12 protein-coding genes are annotated in these 17,849 nt (G+C 65.8%); 5 read left to right on the top strand and 7 right to left on the bottom strand.

All coding sequences use genetic code 11. The features are described 5' to 3' along the window. Positions 1–69: 69 nt before the first annotated feature. The 4 genes from ACW171_RS01925 to ACW171_RS01910 all read right to left on the bottom strand — a co-directional run bounded on the left by ACW171_RS01925 (position 70) and on the right by ACW171_RS01910 (position 6,511). Positions 70–1,551, bottom strand: coding sequence for a tryptophan halogenase family protein (locus ACW171_RS01925; protein WP_492095416.1), 1,482 nt, complete (start codon positions 1,549–1,551; stop codon positions 70–72). A 10-nt stretch (positions 1,552–1,561) separates the two neighbouring features. Then, a complete protein-coding gene (locus tag ACW171_RS01920) occupies positions 1,562–2,620 on the bottom strand; it encodes a cupin-like domain-containing protein (protein ID WP_492095414.1) in 1,059 nt (352 codons plus the stop codon). Then, positions 2,617–3,336, bottom strand: coding sequence for a SapC family protein (locus ACW171_RS01915; protein ID WP_492095413.1), 720 nt, complete (start codon positions 3,334–3,336; stop codon positions 2,617–2,619). The genes ACW171_RS01920 and ACW171_RS01915 overlap by 4 nt, the downstream gene beginning before the upstream one ends. A 115-nt stretch (positions 3,337–3,451) precedes the next feature. Continuing rightward, entirely contained in the window at positions 3,452–6,511 is a 3,060-nt protein-coding gene (locus tag ACW171_RS01910) for a TonB-dependent receptor (RefSeq protein WP_492095411.1), read from the bottom strand. Between the two features lie 334 nt (positions 6,512–6,845). Here ACW171_RS01910 and ACW171_RS01905 point away from each other — a divergent pair, with 334 nt between their 5' ends. Both ACW171_RS01905 and ACW171_RS01900 read left to right on the top strand, forming a co-directional pair. Further along, positions 6,846–7,832, top strand: a complete 987-nt coding sequence (locus tag ACW171_RS01905; protein ID WP_492095410.1) for a LacI family DNA-binding transcriptional regulator — start codon at positions 6,846–6,848, stop codon at positions 7,830–7,832. Positions 7,833–8,036: 204 nt separating this feature from the next. Further along, on the top strand, positions 8,037–9,632 hold the full coding sequence (locus ACW171_RS01900; RefSeq protein WP_492095408.1) for an alpha-N-arabinofuranosidase: 1,596 nt from the start codon (positions 8,037–8,039) through the stop codon (positions 9,630–9,632). A gap of 27 nt (positions 9,633–9,659) precedes the next feature. Here the strand turns inward: ACW171_RS01900 and ACW171_RS01895 are convergent, their stop codons facing one another. Further along, the gene (locus tag ACW171_RS01895; protein ID WP_492095406.1) at positions 9,660–10,421 is read right to left on the bottom strand and encodes an SDR family NAD(P)-dependent oxidoreductase; all 762 of its coding nucleotides are present in this window, start codon (positions 10,419–10,421) and stop codon (positions 9,660–9,662) included. Between the two features lie 98 nt (positions 10,422–10,519). Here ACW171_RS01895 and ACW171_RS01890 point away from each other — a divergent pair, with 98 nt between their 5' ends. Beyond that, a complete protein-coding gene (locus tag ACW171_RS01890) occupies positions 10,520–13,186 on the top strand; it encodes a glycoside hydrolase family 3 protein (protein WP_492095404.1) in 2,667 nt (888 codons plus the stop codon). Positions 13,187–13,207: 21 nt separating this feature from the next. On the opposite strand, the gene ACW171_RS01885 is transcribed toward ACW171_RS01890, so the two are convergent. After that, complete coding sequence (locus tag ACW171_RS01885; RefSeq protein ID WP_492095402.1) at positions 13,208–14,161, bottom strand: alpha/beta hydrolase; 954 nt, start codon at positions 14,159–14,161, stop codon at positions 13,208–13,210. Between the two features lie 55 nt (positions 14,162–14,216). Next, complete coding sequence (locus ACW171_RS01880; protein WP_492095400.1) at positions 14,217–15,533, bottom strand: sugar MFS transporter; 1,317 nt, start codon at positions 15,531–15,533, stop codon at positions 14,217–14,219. A 127-nt stretch (positions 15,534–15,660) separates the two neighbouring features. On the opposite strand from ACW171_RS01880, the gene ACW171_RS01875 reads away from it, so the two are divergent. Next, positions 15,661–16,803 carry an aldose epimerase family protein gene (locus ACW171_RS01875; protein ID WP_492095398.1) on the top strand — a complete coding sequence of 381 codons (1,143 nt, stop codon included), beginning with the start codon at positions 15,661–15,663 and terminating at the stop codon, positions 16,801–16,803. A 10-nt stretch (positions 16,804–16,813) separates the two neighbouring features. Further along, complete coding sequence (gene araD1 / locus ACW171_RS01870; RefSeq protein WP_492095396.1) at positions 16,814–17,800, top strand: AraD1 family protein; 987 nt, start codon at positions 16,814–16,816, stop codon at positions 17,798–17,800. The last annotated feature ends 49 nt before the right edge of the window (positions 17,801–17,849 follow it).

Genomic DNA, 17,849 nt, shown 5'->3' with positions numbered 1-17,849 from the left:
TGGAACGCTTGCGCCGACGTGACGCGGGTCTCATCGCAGCGGTCGGTGCAACCTCCGCCACCGAGCCGGTCAGACCTGTTCTCGGCAGTAGGCGTCGATGAAGACCTGATGGGTCGGCAAGGCCTCGACAGCGCGATCGATCGATCCTTTGAGATCGCCGAGCGCCTTGAACAGCTTGTCGTCGGGTATCAACTCGGCCATCCGGTGATAGGCCCGGGGCGCGAGTCCTTGCCCGAGGAGCACCTGAACCCAGGACGCGACCCGGAACAGGTCGTCCGGCGCCTGATAGGCGTGCGCAGCCTCCCTGAACAACTCGATCCGCTCGACCAGGGTGGCGGGAACCGCCATCTCGCGCTGGCGGCGCCAAAAGGCCTCAGGCCGCTGATTCAGGTGATAGTGCAGGACGATGAAATCGCGGATCCGCTCGAGTTCGCCGCGCGACTGGTCGTTGAACCGAGAGACGACGGCGGGGCTGATCCCGTCGAATGGAAAATGCTGAATCAGGCGGGTCAGGCCGGTCATGATCAAATGGATGCTCGTCGACTCCAGAGGCTCCACGAACCCGGCCGCCAGGCTGAGTGCGATGCAGTTGCCCTCCCAGACGCGCAGCCGGCGCCCCGTCCGGAAACGGATCAACCCCGGCTCGATCAATCGCTCGCCGCCCAGAGCCCCGAGCAGACGCGAGTGAGCTTCATCGTCCGACAGGAAGTCCGCCGCGTAGACCAAACCGTTGCCGACCCGATGCTGAAGCGGAATCCGCCAGCGCCAGCCCGCGTCGTGGGCGATGGCGCGGGTATAGGGCACGGCAGGCCCTGTCGACGTGGTCTGAACGGCGAGCGCTCGATTGGTCGGAAGCCAGTCGCCCCAGTCCTCGAACCCCACGCCGAGGGCCTCGCCGATCAAAAGCCCGCGGAACCCCGTGCAGTCCAGAAACAGATCGCCCTCGATCCGCTGATCGTCGGCCAGCACCAGAGCGTCGATCAGGCCCGTTTCCGCATGTCTCTCAACCCGCGAGATTCGCCCCTCGACGCGTTTCAGTCCGGCGGCCTCGCTCCGGTCCCGGAGCAAGCGGGCATAGCGCCCGGCATCCAGGTGATAGGCGTAGTTCAGCCGCCCGTCGGGTCCGGTCGCGAACTTGCCGGCGTCGGCGGCCTGGTGCTCGAAACAGTATTCGCCGAGGTCGCCGGCCAGACCGCGTTTACGCGCGTCGAGCCAGAAATGCTGGAAGTCACCCATCCAGGTGGATTTGCCGACATCGCCGAACGAGTGGATGTACCGAGCGCCCTCACGGCTCCAGTCCTCGAAGGATATGCCGAGCTTGAAGGTGGCCCCGGTGCTTTGCATGAACTCGCGTTCATCCAGCCCCAGCAGGGCGTGGAACGACCGAATGGTAGGAATGGTCGACTCGCCGACGCCGACCGTGCCGATCTCCTTGGACTCGACCAGCGTCACATCAAGCAAGGCCCCCAGTTGCTGGGTCAGCAAGGCGGCCGCCAACCAGCCCGCAGTCCCGCCGCCCGCGATGACAACCCGGGTCTTTCGCTGGTCCATGGCCGTCTTCCTACCGGTTGAGTTTCTGCAGCACGAGCGCCCGCAAGCGGCGAGCCGACCGAGCGTCGAGCGGCGCGAGATCGCCCCGCACCGGCGTCGGCAGGTGGTGGACCGCCCTGTCCGGATCGCCGAACACGTAGAAATCGAACAGGGACCGCCAGGCCGCCTTCTCAGCCTCAGGCCGCCCCCGCAAGCTGAGCAGGCCGTGCATCAGCGTCGTCATGGGCGTATCCATGAAGGCCGGCGACCCGTTCCACCAGTAGTTTATCATGGCGTTGAAGTCGTCCAGGGCCTCGACGTTGTGCCACCACAGGGCGGGATAGAAGAGGACGTCTCCCGGCTCGAGTTCGGCAACCTCCCCCGCCTCCGCAGCAAGGGCGAAACGCGGAAATCTTTCCAGATCGGGCGCCGTTGGATCGACCAGACTTACGACCTGACCGCCCGGGGTCGGCTCAAGCGGGCCTGGATAAAGGTTTTCGATCTGGTCCGGCGGAAACAGGGTGAAGCGCCGCCGGCCCACGAGGCAACAGGCCAGGTTGTTGGACATGTCGAAATGCGTCGCCGCCGTCGTCCTGTTGCCCAGCCAGATGCTGATGGTGGGTGGGTCGGCGCCGTTCTCGGGCGACACAGACAGGACGAGGCCGTTGTCCCGGCCCAGTCCCGGCAGATGCACCTCAAGATCGGTCGAGCCCACATAGAATGACGGCGGCTGCTCGGTTCCGAGCACGCTCGCCACCGCATCCAGGTAGGCGCTCAGGGACACGCGTTGGGCATCGAAGTTCAACGTCTGGAGATCCTCACGGTAGAAATACCGCCCCCCGATATCAGGCGCGCCCGTGTAGCCGACGACGGGGACGCCGCTGTCGAACCGCTTGATGTACTCAATGGCTTCTTGCGGCCCCGCCCTGCCGGCCTGGACGAGCGGCCAGTCCCGAGCCACCCCCCGAAGGATCACGGGCTGTTGGGCCGCAAGCAGTGCCTCGACGTCGATCGGCGCATCGGCGGGCGTCTCAATCACCCGGGTGCGCCGTGCGACACGGCCTGAGCCCATGGCCGTTGCAGTGGTCATCCGCGGGACGCCTTCGCGGTCTTGAGCGCGATCAGGTGATCGAGATTGCCGAGCGAGAATGCGGCCTGAAAGGCGTGAGCAAGCCAGCCTGAGCGATGCAGAGCGGTCAGCGCCGGTTCCGCAATGTCGGCCAGCCGCTCCCGCGATACGGCATGGACGTCCTCGATCTCGTAGCGCTGTCCTTCACCAACGGTGACGTCGACGGCGACGGGTTCGATCACCCCCGCGGCCTCGAATGCGGCGAACATCGCGGCTTCCCGCTCCAGGCCGTCATAAACGACGGACAGCGCCTGGCTGGCCTCGATGAGAGCCGGTCCGGCCCCGCCATGGCGCAGAAACACTGGATCCCCCGCGGCCTGGATTCGCGCGTGGCTCAGATCGACGTTGATCTTGGGATCTTGCGGGCCATCGGACCGCTGGGTCTGAAGGCCGATCGAAAAGGGGCCCCGGCGATGCGCGGCCGGCACATAGCGGGCCTTCCATTCGCCGCCCTGCAGAAACAGGTTCTCCTCCCGATCAAGGCCGAGCAGCACCACCGCGTAAAAGGCGCCTCCGGCCTCCCGGCGAAAAAGGATCGGATACTCGCGCGCCAGGGCCTCGAACTCGGCCGGGAAAACCCGCGTCTGGTTCACAGAGTCGCCGAACCCGGCACCGTATCCCCCCATGACGCGCAAGTCGCCATGGTCGATGTTGTTGAGGAGCACGATATGGCTCACGCGGACACCTTCAATCGAACGGGCGATCTTGGTCAGGTCGGTCGTCGAAGGGCAACCGACACGTCAGAAAAAAGGGCCGCCGACGCGCGGCGGCCCCTTCAGTGGCTGCGCTGGTTCAGAAGCGCATGCGCGCGCCGAGGAGGTAGCGCGGTTTCAGTTCCTGGGCGAACCAGAGGTTGGTCTCGTCGCGCCCGTGAGTCTTGACCACTTCGCTGGTCAGGTTGATGCCTTCGAACGAGATGGCGATGTTGTCAGTCAGGTCGTAGCTGATGTTCATGTCCAGCGTTCCGAAAGGCTCCGTGAAGACGGGGTTCCGATCGTTGCCGCCACGGTTGGTCTCGCTCAGGTACTCGTCGCGCCAGTTGTAGGCGAGACGGGCGGAGACACCGTAGTTATCGTAGATCAGGGTGACGTTGCCGCTGTTCGACAGACCGAGCAGCGCGAACTGGTCGATGCTGGGGTCGGCGCCGACGTCGATGTCCACGTCGCCGTTGACGATCGTATAGGAGCCCGCGATCCCGAAGCCCGTGTCGCCCAAGAAGTACTGACCGGCGAACTCGAAGCCGTTGATGTTGGCTTCCTCGTTGTTGACCGGCTGGGACACCGAGACCTGGAACAGAGGGTCGTTGGCGTCTGCTGTGATGTCCACCGCCGCCAGCGTCGTGTCGATGAAGGCCTGGTTGAGCGAGCCGTTCGGTCCGGTGCGCTGCGCCTGGAACTGCGTTGTGGCGGCGGCGACGTTGCCGTTGTTCTGGATCAGAAGCGCCGTGTAGGTGAACAGGTTCACGTCCGAGATGTCGGCGCCGAGTGTCGTCAGCTGCGTGCGGGCCGTCCCAGAGCGCGAACCGGCGGCGCCCGACGATGGGTCGCGCAGACCGAACAGATTGCGCGTGAACTGACCCTGGCCGATGAAGTTTCTGACCTGCTTGTCGAAGTAGCCGATCGATACATAGCTGGACGGGGCGAAATACCATTCCGCCGAGAAGTCGATGTTGTCCGACAGCAGGGGCTGCAGGTTCGGGTTGCCGGAGTTTCCGGTCGCGACGCCGCCGATGGCGGTGGGCCGGCCCGGCGCGTTGATGGTGCTGGCCGCGAACAGATTGCCGAAGTCCGGACGGGCGAGCGTGCGGCTGAAGGAGGCGCGCAGCTTCACGTCGTCCCGGGGTTCGATCGAGAAGTCCAGAGCCGGTAGCCAGTAGTCATAGCTGCCCTCCCCGCTGATGGGCTGGACCTGGGCGCCGACGATGCGGGTGAAGTCGTTGTCTGCGGTCCAGCGGATTTCCGTGGGAACGGCGACGAGAGAGGTCGAGTTGACGTCGGTGGACTCGTAGCGAATGCCCGCCGTCATCGAGGTCGGCATCGCCCCGATCTCTCCGTTCCAGCTGACCTGGCCGTACAGGGCCCAGGTTTCTTCCTCCACCGTGTTGAAGTCCTGGCCCGTGATCGCATCGGGATTGCCGGGATCGGCGGTGTTGTTCAAGGGGTTCCGGTCCGCAGCATAGACGCCGGACAGGGCGTTGTAGATGTCGATCGCATTGCCGCGGAACCCGACCAGAGAGGCTCCGGTCGCACCCGGGTTGAAGTGGTCGAACTGGCAGGTGATGCAGAACTCTTCCAGCAGGCCTGCGGCGAACCGGTTCACATCGCCAGGGTTGGTGATGCCCCAGTCGCCCAGGGTCTGCTGGGTCTGGGTCCGCTGACTGGTCATCTCCGAGTTGATCCAGTTTCCGCCGAAGTCGAAGCGGGTGCCGCCGCCGAAATCATAGGCGCCCGCAGCGTGCAGTTCCTTGATTTCCTGACGTTGCTGGGACGCGTTCGTGCGGGCGATCTGGGACCCGATGTCGCCGATGTCGAGACGGCCGTTGTTGTTGCCGCGAAGGGCATCGTTGATCGTGATGTTCTGGACCGGGAAACCGCTGCTGTAATCGACCGAGTGAGCCGCGATGACCGGAGCGCCCAGGCTGATCAGGGTCGAAGACGCGCCGTTGGAGGAGTCCGGCAGGCTTTCGGCTGTCGAAACATGGCCGTCGAGCGTGAGCGAGAGCTGATCCGTCAGATCCCACTCGGCATTCAGGCCGTAGGATTTGAGCGTGTCTTTGGTCGCCCGGTACTGTTGCTCGAAGCCGGTATCCTTCACGCCGCTGATGTTCTCCTGCAGGAACACGGTCGTGGCGACGGCGGGGTTGGCGTCGAACGTCACCTGGCGGAAGGGCCGGTTGAACCAGTTGGTCTGGTCCGAACGCGATTCCGTCACGCTGTTCTCAGCGTACAGCACGTCGGCGGTCAGGGTCAGGGTGTCCACCGGACGCCACTGGAACACCGCCTGGCCGTTGATCCGTTCGCGGGTGGATTCCGAGAAATGATAACGGCTGTCGTTCGGCACCGAGATCAACTGGTTCGTCGATGGTCGGTTGGTGACGGTGGTCTGAGCGTTGACGAAGCCGTTGGCCGGATCGAGGAAGGCGTCGCGCGTCCTGATGTTCCACGCGTTGGACGTGGCGCTGGCCGCCGCGCTGTCGCGGCTTTGATAGCTGCCGAACACTTGGACGCCGAACCGCTGGTCGTCGTCTGTCCAGCTCAGCAGTCCGGAGGCTTCCGGTGTGAACTCATCACCGCGATCGACGCTGGTGTCGGCGACGGCCTTGACGCCAAAGCTGCCTTCCAGGCCGGGCTCACGATTGTCGAGGGGCCGTCGCGTCACGACGTTGATCGTTGCACCGATGCCGCCCGAGGGCATCGCGGCCCGGCCGGTCTTGTAGACCTCCAGACGCCCGACCGCCTCGGAGGCGATATTCGAGAAGTCGAATGATCGGCTGGTCGCCGTCGCGAAATCGACGTTCTGATCGCCGCCTACGGCCACGACGTTCGCCGTCGGCATTTGACGACCGTTCAGAGTGACTAGGTTGAAACCGCCGCCAAAGCCGCGAACCGTAACTTCGGAACCTTCGCCGTTGACCCGGTTGATCGAGACGCCGCTGACCCGTTGAAGCGACTCCGCCAGGTTGGTGTCAGGGAATTTGCCGATGTCCTCGGCCGAGATGGCGTCAACCACGCCGGACGAGTTCCGCTTGATGTCCATCGCACGGTCAAGGCTCGCCCGCAGGCCGGTGACGATGATCTCGTCCAGCGCCGTCTCTTCCTGCGCGGGCGTACCGGATGGCGCGGTCTGCGCCATCGCGCTGACCGGGAGAACAAGACCGGACATCAGCGCGAGGGCCGATGTCGATCGGGCAAGCGTCTTCACAAACGTCGTATTCCTCATTGTTTCCCTCCGCGTTGACTGGGCCAACGTCATTTTTCTGGCGGTGTGGATACCGCTGAGCGAGAGAAGTCGCCAATTGTCGTACGTTGTCAATCGGGATAATGTTAGCGCTACCTGCAATTTGTCCAGATGTGGTCGGGGGTCCACGCTGGACCCGTCCGTGACAAGCGGCTAGCCGTACGGTGGGCAATCGCCGGAAGGACGAGACGGAGAAGTGACGGCACGGCGGCGGGCGACCATTGTTGATGTGGGCATGGCCGCCGGAGTATCGATCAAAACCGTCTCGCGGGTCTTCAATGACGCGCCCAATGTAAGCGACGCCGTACGCAAGCGCGTGCGAGAAGCCGCCGAAAACTTGGACTATCACCCGAACGTCTTCGCCCAGGGATTGGTGCGGCGGCGATCGCATCTGATCGGCCTCTTGTATGAAAACCCCTCGCCCAGCTACGTGGTCGAGTTGCAGATGGGCGTCCTCGATCGCCTGAAGGCGACCCGCTATCGGCTGGTCGTGATCCCGGTTTCCTCCGTCACAGATCGCGCTGCCGAAGTCGTGGGTCTGCTGCGGTCGGCCGCGCTGGACGGCGTCGTTCTCGCCCCTCCGGCATCCGATAATCCGTGCATTTTGAGAGATCTGACAGCCGCCGGTATCCGCTTCGCCCGCATAGCGCCCACCCAGGATTTCCAGGCCGGGCCCAGCAATGTGATCGATGACGTCGCGGCGGCTCGTGAAGCGGCGGAGCACCTGCTGGGCCTGGGCCATGTGTCGATCGCGGTGATCAAGGGCGACCCTACCCATGCTGCGACCGCTGCTCGAATGACGGGTTACCGACAAGCCTTCGAGGCCGCCGGCTTGGCGATAGAGACAAATCTCGTAGAGCCCGGACTGTTCACCCGGACGAGCGGGCACGAGGCGGCGTCGCGCCTGTTTGACCGCGGTGAGCGAATGACCGCGATCCTGGCCCAGAACGACGACATGGCGGTCGGCGCGATGATGGCGGCCCGCGAGCGGGGCGTCTCGGCTCCAGAAGACCTCTCGATCGTCGGCTTTGACGATTCGGAAGTCTCTCGGATCACATGGCCCCGCCTCACCACGGTCAGACAGCCGGTCTTCGAGATGGCCGCCGTCGCCACCGAAATGGTGGTGGCCCAGCTGGACGGCACGCCTGTGACGATGAGACGGGACCACCCGCACCAACTGATCGTGCGCGAGTCATCGGGGCCGCCGCGACGTTGACCCGACGAAGACGCCGCAGCGGGCGCCTTCCAATCAAGCCCCGACAGCCGAAGATTTAGCCGTCGCCGTCGCGGACGACGTGGCCCGGGGGTAGATGTGGCCAGACTGGCAAATGTCTGACAATATCCTAGTATCCCTGCGGCAGCGGCGGTTGCCGGCGACCGCTTGATCCAATCATTCCCCCGTTCGTGAAAGGCCGCTCTGATGGTTCGACTGACAGCCCGACGGTTCGTCGGCGCAGCCATGACCGTGGCGATGCTCGCTCAGGCTTCGCTCGCGATGGCGCAGACGGCCGGAACGCCGGTTGTCGTCGAGGTCGCTTCGACCTCGGCCGGCCCGACGATCGACCCGAATATCTTTGGCCAGTTCGCCGAACATCTGGGCACCGGAATCTACGGCGGTGTCTGGGTCGGGCCGGATTCATCCATCCCCAACGTGCGCGGCATTCGCAGCGACGTCGTCCAGGCATTGAGAGCGATCAAGGTGCCGAATGTCCGATGGCCGGGAGGATGTTTCGCCGACGAATATCACTGGCGCGACGGCATCGGTCCGGCGTCCGAGCGGCGGCGCCGGCTGAACGCCAGCTGGGGCAATGTCATTGAGCCCAACAGCTTCGGAACTCACGAGTTCATGGATTTCGCCGACCAGCTGGGCACGGACGTGTTCCTGTCGGTCAACGTCGGCTCCGGCACGGTGCAGGAAGCGGCGGACTGGCTCGAGTACATGACCGCCGACCAGCCGACCTCGCTGGCCCAGGAGCGTGCGGCCAACGGCCATCCCGAACCTTACCGGATCAAATATCTGGGGCTGGGTAACGAGAACTGGGGCTGCGGCGGCGCCATGTCGCCCGAACACTACGTCGAGAAGATGAAGCAGTTCGCCATCTATTCCCGCAATCTCGACCGGGCCCAGACCGGCGAAAACGCCATGCAGCGGGTCGCCGTGGGTTGGGACAGCGGCAACGAGGACTATACCGAAGCGGTGATGCAGGCCTGGAAGGACAAGGTCTGGAGTTGGGACATCGAGGGCGTGTCCCTGCACGGCTATACCATCCCGAACAGTTGGGAGGCCAAGGGCCCCAGCGTCGGCTTCGGCGAGGACGAATACGCCAAAGGCATCCGCGCGACGCTCAGGATGGAAGGCTGGATCACCGCCCAGACGGCCATCATGGACCGCTATGACCCCGACAAGACGCTGGCCCTGTTCGTCGACGAATGGGGCGTGTGGGCTGACCCGATGCCGGGCAGCAACCCCAGCTTCCTGCAACAGCAGAACACGATGCGCGACGCCGTCATCGCCGCTCTGAACCTGAACATCTTCATGCGGCACGCCGCCCGGGTGCGGGGGACCAACATCGCCCAGATGGTCAATGTTCTGCAGGCCATGATCCTGACCGACGGCCCGACCATGGTCCTGACGCCGACCTATCATGTCTACGAGATGTATGTGCCGTTCCAGGGAGCGACCCTCGCGCCTTCGACCTTCGACGCGGCGTCCTATGTGTTCGGGGACGTCACTGTGCCTGGCGCGGATGTCGTTGCCGCGCGCGATACGCAAGGCAAGCTGTGGCTGTCCCTGGTCAATGTCGATCCGGAACGCTCCAGAACCATGACCGTGAGGATGGCGGGCGATGTCGTGAGCGCGACCGGGCGGGTGCTGACCGCTCCGAACGTTGACAGCCATAACAGCTTCGAGAGCCCGAACGTCGTCGAGCCCGCGCCCTTCGCAGGCCGCGTCTCGGACGGCGAGCTGACCTTCGATCTTCCGCCCAAGTCCGTCGCCGTCGTCGAAGTGCGCTGAGCGGCGACCGGCCCTCCGAGCCGGAGGTCAGGTCCAGCCGCCGTCCACCACATACTGCTGATTGGTGATCGCCGAAGCCTCATCCGATGTCAGAAACACCGCGACCCGCGCGATGTCGTCCGGCACGAGTCGCCGCTTGAGACACTGTCTCTCGTAAAGCTCTTTTTCGGTTTCCGGCGTGACCCACAGCGCGAGTTGGCGCTCGGTCATGATCCAGCCGGGGGCCAGGGCGTTGACCCGCACGCCGTGTTCTCCGAAGTCCCGCGCCAGCGATCGCGTGAGCCCCAGCACTGCCGACTTCGACGCCGTATAGGCCGCCATACCCCCCTGCCCGATCATCCAGGACGTTGAACCCAGATTCAGGATCGATCCCCTCTTCTTGGCCATCATGTCCGGCAGCACGGACTGGGCGGCGAAGAACTGATGTTTCAGGTTCACCGCGATGCGGCCGTCCCAATAGTCTTCCGTGACCTCCAGCGTCTGGTGACGTTCGTCATGGGCGGCGTTGTTGATAAGGGCGTCGATGGAGCCGAAGCGATCGCGGACCCGCCCGATCGCCGAGCGGAGCGCTCCGACATCCGTCAGATCGCAGTCGAAGAAGGCGACATCTCCCTGACCCGATCGAAGGATTTCGGCCTCCAGGGCGCGCCCCCGATCAGTGTCGATATCCAGAAAACCGACACGGCATCCTTGGGCGAAGAACGCGCGGACGATGGCGGCTCCGATCCCTGCGGCGCCCCCCGTGACGAGGACCACCTGGCCGGCGAGATCGGGAAAAAGCGCCGGCATCGTCATTCTCCATCCCGCGACCGAAGCTGCGGCCGTCATCGCTTGAACATCTGCCCATTTGTCTGACATATCGTCTGGGCTAGCAAGGGGCGACAAGCATGGTCGAGACGATCGGACGGGATATGCGCTGGAAGCGACGCCTGCTGTCTGTTGCATCAGCACTGGCGTTCACTCTGGCGGCGCTCGCCGGAGCCGCAGCCGCGCAGGAGACGGCGCCCTACCAAGACACATCGCTCAGCGCCGCCGAACGCGCTTCGGACCTAGTGTCGCGCATGACCTTGGAGGAGAAGGCGTCGCAACTGGTCAACGACGCGACCGCCGTCCCGCATCTCGGCATCCGTGAATACAACTGGTGGAATGAAGGTCTGCACGGTGTCGCCGGCGCCGGAGAGGCGACCGTCTTCCCCCAGGCGATCGGCATGGCCGCCACCTGGAACGCGCCCCTGATCGGCCAGGTCGCCGAGATCATCTCCACCGAGTTCCGGGCCAAGCATGTGGAGGACCGCCACAGGTTCGGCGGCAGCGACTGGTTCGGGGGCCTGACCGTCTGGTCGCCCAACATCAACATCTTCCGCGATCCGCGCTGGGGCCGGGGCCAGGAAAGCTATGGCGAGGACCCTCATCTGACGTCGCGCTTGGGCGTCGCCTTCGTGCGCGGCCTTCAGGTCGAGGGCGGCGGATACCTGCGGACCATCGCCACGCCCAAACATTACGCGGTGCACAGCGGGCCGGAGCCGAGCCGGCATCGCGACGACATCCACCCCAGCGCCCGCGACCTGCACGAAACCTATCTGCCGGCCTTCCGCGCCACCGTGATCGAGGGCGGGGCGGGATCCGTCATGTGCGCCTACAACGCCATCGACGGCGCCCCGGCCTGCGCCAATGAGCCCCTGCTGCGCGACGTTCTTCGTCAGGCCTGGGGCTTCGACGGTTACGTGGTTTCCGACTGCGACGCGGTCGCCAACATCTATCGCGCCAACGAGCATGGCTACACCCAGACCCCGGAGGCCGGTGTGACGGTGGCGTTTCGCGCCGGAATGGACCTGATCTGTGGCGGTCCGGAGGAAAGCCAGCACGTCCTGGGGGCCGTCCGGCAGGGGCTGCTGACCGAGGCGGAACTGGACGTCGCCCTCGGCCGACTGTTCACGGCGCGGTTCCAGCTGGGCCAGTTCGATCCTCCGGCACAGGTCTTTCCCGGCATCACACCCGCCGACAACGACACCGAAGCCCACCGCGCCGTCGCCCTGCGCGTCGCCGAAGAGTCGATGGTGCTGCTCCGAAACGAAGGCGGGATGCTGCCTCTGCGCGATCCGCCTCAGTCGATTGCGGTGATCGGTCCCAACGGAGACAGCGTCGAGCCTCTGGTCGGCAACTACAACGGTTCGCCCTCCCATCCGGTCACCCTCGCTGAGGGTCTCCGTCGACGCTTTCCCGACGCCCGGGTCACCGTGGTTCAGGGCTCGGGCTTGATCGATCCGGCTCTGGCTCCGGTGCCGGACGTCGTTCTGTGCGCGGATGCGGACTGCCGCCGGAGCGGCCTGAGCGCCACGCGTTTCGCCTCTCCCGCCATGGACGCCGATCCGCTGTCGACCGAGGTGACGCCGAACGCCGCAGAACGCTGGCAGGGCGAGCAACGCAGCGGCGCGACCCGGTGGACCGGCTTCATCACGCCCACTGAGACGGGCGAGCACAGGTTCCGCTACGTCGCCAACGGCGGCTATCGCATCTGGATCGACGGTGCCCTGGTTGTGGACGCCTGGGATGTCGACTGGCGACCGGCCATCGCCACGGGGGCTGCGTCCCTCCAGGCGGGCCGGACCTATGCGATCCGGGTCGAGGCCTTCCAGCGCCAGGATCAGGGCGACGAAAGGCTGATGTGGAGCACGCCGGGCGACGAGGGCCTGCAGCAGGCTCTGGCGGCGGCCCGGGACGCCGACGTGGTGGTTTTCGCCGCCGGCCTCACGCATGAGGTCGAGGGCGAGGAGATGCGGGTGCAGGTGCCGGGCTTCCTCGGCGGAGATCGCACCGCCATCGACCTTCCAACCGCCCAGCAGCGGCTGCTGGAGCAGGTGGCCGCCGTCGGCAAGTCTGTCATCCTCGTGCTGATGAACGGCAGCGCCCTGAGCGTCGAATGGGCGGATCAGAACGTCCCGGCCATCGTCGAGGCCTGGTATCCGGGCGGTCAGGGCGGCGAAGCGATCGCGCGCCTGATCGCCGGCGACTTCAGTCCCGCCGGCCGCTTGCCGGTGACGGTCTACCGGTCGGTCGAGGATCTTCCCGCCTTCGGCGACTACGCCATGGAAAACCGAACCTATCGCTACTTCAGGGGCGAGGCCCTGTATCCGTTCGGCTACGGCCTGTCCTATTCGAGCTTCAGATACGGTCGACCGCGCGTTTCGCGGAGCCAGGTGCGGGCCGATCAATCTCTGACGGTCTCGGTCGACGTCACGAACACGGGCGACAGGGACGCCGACGAGGTGGTTCAACTGTACCTTAGCCACCCGGATGTCCCGGGCGCGCCGATCCGCTCGCTCGCCGGGTTCGAGCGCGTGCGTCTGGCGCGCGGAGAGACCCGCACGGTCCGCTTCGCGCTCGAGGATCGCGCCCTGAGCCTGGTGGGCGAGGACGGCGTCAGGCGCATCACGCCGGGCACGGTCACGGTCTGGATCGGCGGCGGCCAGCCAGGACAACGCGCGGGCCTGCCGCCCGCCGCGGGCGGCGAGACCGCGTTCCGCGTGATCAGCGACGCGGTCCTGCCCCAGTAGGCCTGGCCAGCCGGGACGGCGTCAGGCGTCGGGGCGCAGGAAACCGTTCGCCTCCATCCAGCGCATGAAGACGTCGAACCAGCCGAGGCTGGTTCGACCCGGATTGCCCAGGCCGAAGCCGTGGCCGCCGTTCTGATACAGGTGCAGCTCCACGGGCTTTCCCGCCTGGTGCCAGGCCTCGACCAGACCGAACCCTCGGCCGCCGAACAGCGGGTCGTCGATAGCCAGGGCGACGAACATGGGCGGGGCGTCGGCTGGAACCTCGACGGCGTCCATGGCGCCATAGATGGGCGCGATGAAGGCCGGCTTGGCCGCGCCGCCGGCCAGGGTGGTGGCCAGGGTCGTGCCCGCGCCGGCCGAGAAGCCCATCATGCCGATGCGGTCGGGATCCACGCCCCATTCGGCGGCGCGCGAGCGGATCAGGGCGAAGGCGGCCTCGGCGTCCGCGACGGGATGGGCAAAGGGCTCACCGGACTGAGCCGACAGGGCGCTGACGGTCGGACGCGGGGGCCGTCGCTCGCCCTCGGCGAACATACCGTTCATGTTTCGCTCGAAGGCGGCGAGGTCGGCGGGCGTGGGCTGCAGCCGGTACTTCAGCACGAAGGCGGCGACCCCGCGATCGGCCAGGGCCTGGGCGACCTCCCAGCCCTCGTTGTTCATGGACAGCCAGCGCAGACCCCCGCCGGGCACCACCACTACGGCGGCGCCGTTGCCCGTGCCCGGCGCGGGCAGGAAGGGCGTCAGGGTCGCGACCGTGACGTTGCGGGTGAAGACGTCGCCCCACTGGTTGAACCAGGTCTCGGGCGCGGTCTGGCCTTCCACCCCGCCGGTGTCGAGGGGGATGGCGTTCGGCTCCGCAGGGGCCGCAGCCAGCGTGACCGGCGAGGTCTGGGCCGGAGCCGACTGCGCCGAAAAGCCGAGCGCCCCCGCCAATGTCAGGGCGAGGGTCGAAGCGCAGATCGAGCGGCGATTCATCTTGGGAGTCTCCTCGGGTTGGCGCGATCCGCAGCGACCGGCCGGAACATCGGGTTCAGGCGCCGCCTTCCGGCGACGGAACGGCGTTGGTCGGCTTGGAACCCCACAGGGCGTAGAATAGGATGTACAGCTCACAAACGACCGTCAGCAGGAACGACAGTTGCAGGCCGTAACGGTCCGCAAGCCAGCCCTGCACCACGACTAAAGCGCCGCCCGCGATGGCCATGATCAGCAGGCCGGAGCCCTCCTCCGTCAACGGCCCCAGCCCCTTGATGCCGAGAGTGAAGATCGTGGGGAACATGATGGAGTGGAACAGGCCGACCGAGATGAGCGCCCACATGGCGACAGGCCCGCTGGCGAAGGTCGCCACGGTCATCACGACGAAGGCGCCGACGGCGAAGACGGCCAGGACCCTGTCGGCCGGGAAGCGGTGCGTCAGCCAGCTGCCGAAGAACCGCCCCACCATCATCCCGCCCCACAGGATGGCGAGATAGCGCGAGGCCTCCTCTTGGCTGATCGCGGCGATGTCAGGCTGGGACACGAAGTTGATGAACAGGTTCGCCACGCCTATCTCGGCGATCAGATAGATGAAGATGGCCGGCACGCCCCAAACCAGATTGCGATGCCGCCACAGGGAAAGGCCCTTGCGCTCGGCCGCGCCGGCGCGCCGACCCGAAGCGTGGATGGCGGGCAGCGGGAACCGGGCGATAACCACCGCCAGCAGGGCCAGGACCACCGCCACGATGATGTAGGGCAGGATGACGGACTGGGCGTCGGCGTAGCGTTCGGCCGCGCTCAGCACGACCTCGCCCTCGGCCGTCCCGCCACTGGACCGACCCAGGATCAGATAGCCGGCAAACAGGGGCGCCAGGGTGGTCCCCAGGGAGTTGAATGCCTGTACCAGGTTCAGACGCGACGATCCCGTCTCGGGCGGCCCGATCACGGTGACGTAAGGGTTGGCGGCGACCTGAAGCAGGGTGATGCCGCTGGCGATCACGAATAGGGCCGTCAGCACCAGTTCATAGGACGCCAACCTGGCCGCCGGGACCATGAACAGGGCACCGACCGCCATGACCCCGAGGCCCGTCACGATCGACCGCTTGTAGCCGATCCGCTCGATCAGTTTGGCTGAGGGGATCGAGGCCACGAAATAGGCGATGAACCACACCGACTCGATCAGGGTGGTGCGGGTGTAATCCAGCTCGAACACGCTGCGCAGGTGCGGCAGCAACGTGTTGTTGATGACGGTGATGAAGCCCCACATGAAGAACAGCGTGGCCAAAAGGGACAGCACGGCGCGCGCCCCCGGCCCGCCGGGCGCCGTGGTTTGAGGCTCGGCGGCGGTCGCGCCGATCGATGCGGGTCCAGCCATGATCGTGTCCTTCCCTCGGGCAAGCCTGTCATTCCGGGAGCTCCCGGCGCTGCTTGCTCTCGTCTCAATTGTCAGACTATTGTGCGCGCCAAGCCGGGCGTCAACGTCGGTAGTGGGAAAGCACGGGATGACGATGATCTGGCGCGGACTGGCCTTGGCGGCCTGTGTCTGGATGACGGGCGCGAACGCTGTGGACGCGGCAGAGGCGCGACGGGAAGCTGCGGGCGTGCTGGCGGACGGCACGGCGATCGAAGCGATCGTCCTCAGCAACGATCACGGCGTGACCGCCCGCATCCTCACCTATGGGGCGACCTTGCAGTCGCTGAGCGGTCCCGATCGCCAGGGCAGGATCGCCGACGTGGTCCTGGGCTATGACGCCGCGTCCGACTATGAAGCCCACCCGAACTATTTCGGCGTGACGGTCGGCCGCTACGCCAACCGCATCGCCGGCGGACGGTTCACCCTGGACGGGCGCAGCTTTCAACTCCCGCTCAACGACATGACCAACTCGCTTCACGGCGGCGGTCAGGCCTTCGATAAGGCGGTCTGGCGCGTGACCTCGATCGAGAGCGGGCCGGAGGCCAGCGTGGTGTTGTCCCACGTCAGTCCGGACGGCGACGCAGGCTACCCCGGAAGGCTGGACGTTACCGTCACCTACAGCCTGGACGAAACAGGCGCTCTGACGATCGTCTTCGAGGCGGCGACGTCGGCGCCGACCATCGTCAACATGACCAACCACGCCATCTTCAACCTGGCGGGAGAAGGCGGCTCAGGCGGCATAGAGAACCATCGGCTGACGATCCCCGCAGAGGCCTTCACGCCGGTCGATGCGGCGTTGATCCCGACCGGCGAACTCCGCTCGGTCGACGGGACGGTGTTCGATTTTCGCACGCCGCGCGTTCTCGGCGACGGATTGCGCGACGGTCGGGACGAACAGATCCGCCTGGGTCGGGGCTACGACCACAACTATGCGCTCGACAAGGGCGTCACCGACCAGCCGCAGCTGGCCGCTCGTCTGGAGGATCCGGAAAGCGGGCGCATTCTGGAGGTGCTGACCACCGAGCCGGGGCTTCAGGTCTATTCGGGCAATTTCCTCGACGGGACCCTGGTCGGCAAGGGCGGCCACCTTTACCGAATGGGCGACGGCCTGGCCCTGGAGCCGCAGAAGTTTCCCAACGCACCGAACGAGCCGACCTTCGCCTCGGCCCGGGTCGATCCTGAGCGGCCTTACAGGCACGTCATGGTCTATCGACTGTCGGCAAGCGACTGACCGCTCGACCATGCGCCTGTTGCAGCATCAGAACGAGAACGGCCGCCGCCAGGTCATTGCGGCGGATGACGGTCAGGCCGGGTTCGTCCGGGACGTCGAGCGCATCTACGACCTGGCGTCTCAGGCCATCGAGTCGGGAACGAGCCTTACCGATGCGGTGAAATCGCGCGGGGTCGAGGGCTCTGTCGATCTGCTTGAAGCTCTGGACGCCGGCAGAATCCTGGCGCCCATCGATCACCTCGATCCGGCTCACCTGATCGTCACCGGCACCGGCCTCACCCACCTGGGCTCTGCCGAGGGCCGCGACCAGATGCACCGGGACGCCGCGGCGGCTGAGCATCAGACCGATTCCATGCGGATGTTTCTCGAGGGTCTGGAAGGCGGCAGGCCTGGACCGGGCGAGACCGGTCAGCAACCCGAATGGTTCTACAAGGGCGATGGATCCCAACTCGTCGGACCTGGCCAGCCCCTGACCATGCCGGCTTTCGCACGAGACGGCGGCGAAGAGCCGGAACTCGCGGGCGTCTATGTGATCGGGCCGGACGGGACGCCGTGGCGGCTGGGCCTGTGCCTGGGCAACGAGTTCAGCGACCACGTCACGGAACGGCACAACTATCTGTGGCTCGCCCATTCGAAGCTGCGCCAGGCAGCACTTGGGCCGGAGTTGCTGATCGGGCCGGCACCCACCGACGTGCGTGGCCGCAGCCGTATCCGTCGCGATGGGTCAGTTATTTGGGAGAAGCCTTTCCTGTCCGGCGAGGACAATATGGCCCACAGCCTGCAAAACCTTGAGCATCACCACTTCAAATATCGGCAGTTCCGGCGTCCGGGCGACGTGCACGTGCATTTCTACGGCACGGCGACGCTTTCTTTCGCTGACGGAATCCGTACCGAGCCGGGGGACATTTTCGAGATCGAGGCGATGCCCTTCTGCCTCCCCTTGAGGAACACCTTGAGTCGGGTTGAGGAAGGTCTGTCCCCCGTTCAGAGTCTTTGAGCGCAGAGAGCTCGACCCTCAAGAGTTCGATCAGCCCTCCCCTCCACCC

This window comes from Brevundimonas sp. FV1ye28 (genome assembly GCF_058681135.1).
The sequence above is the reverse complement of the archived record's forward strand: the minus strand, read 5'-3'. Positions and strand labels throughout refer to the sequence as shown.

Coding starts and splice junctions, on each gene's coding strand:
- ACW171_RS01890 (WP_492095404.1), top strand. CDS start 10,520: ATGGTCGAGACGATCGGACGGGATATGCGCTGGAAGCGACGCCTGCTG.
- ACW171_RS01880 (WP_492095400.1), bottom strand. CDS start 15,533: ATGGCTGGACCCGCATCGATCGGCGCGACCGCCGCCGAGCCTCAAACC.
- araD1 (WP_492095396.1), top strand. CDS start 16,814: ATGCGCCTGTTGCAGCATCAGAACGAGAACGGCCGCCGCCAGGTCATT.
- ACW171_RS01910 (WP_492095411.1), bottom strand. CDS start 6,511: ATGGCGCAGACCGCGCCATCCGGTACGCCCGCGCAGGAAGAGACGGCG.
- ACW171_RS01885 (WP_492095402.1), bottom strand. CDS start 14,161: ATGAATCGCCGCTCGATCTGCGCTTCGACCCTCGCCCTGACATTGGCG.
- ACW171_RS01925 (WP_492095416.1), bottom strand. CDS start 1,551: ATGGACCAGCGAAAGACCCGGGTTGTCATCGCGGGCGGCGGGACTGCG.
- ACW171_RS01875 (WP_492095398.1), top strand. CDS start 15,661: ATGACGATGATCTGGCGCGGACTGGCCTTGGCGGCCTGTGTCTGGATG.
- ACW171_RS01900 (WP_492095408.1), top strand. CDS start 8,037: ATGGTTCGACTGACAGCCCGACGGTTCGTCGGCGCAGCCATGACCGTG.
- ACW171_RS01895 (WP_492095406.1), bottom strand. CDS start 10,421: ATGCCGGCGCTTTTTCCCGATCTCGCCGGCCAGGTGGTCCTCGTCACG.
- ACW171_RS01920 (WP_492095414.1), bottom strand. CDS start 2,620: ATGACCACTGCAACGGCCATGGGCTCAGGCCGTGTCGCACGGCGCACC.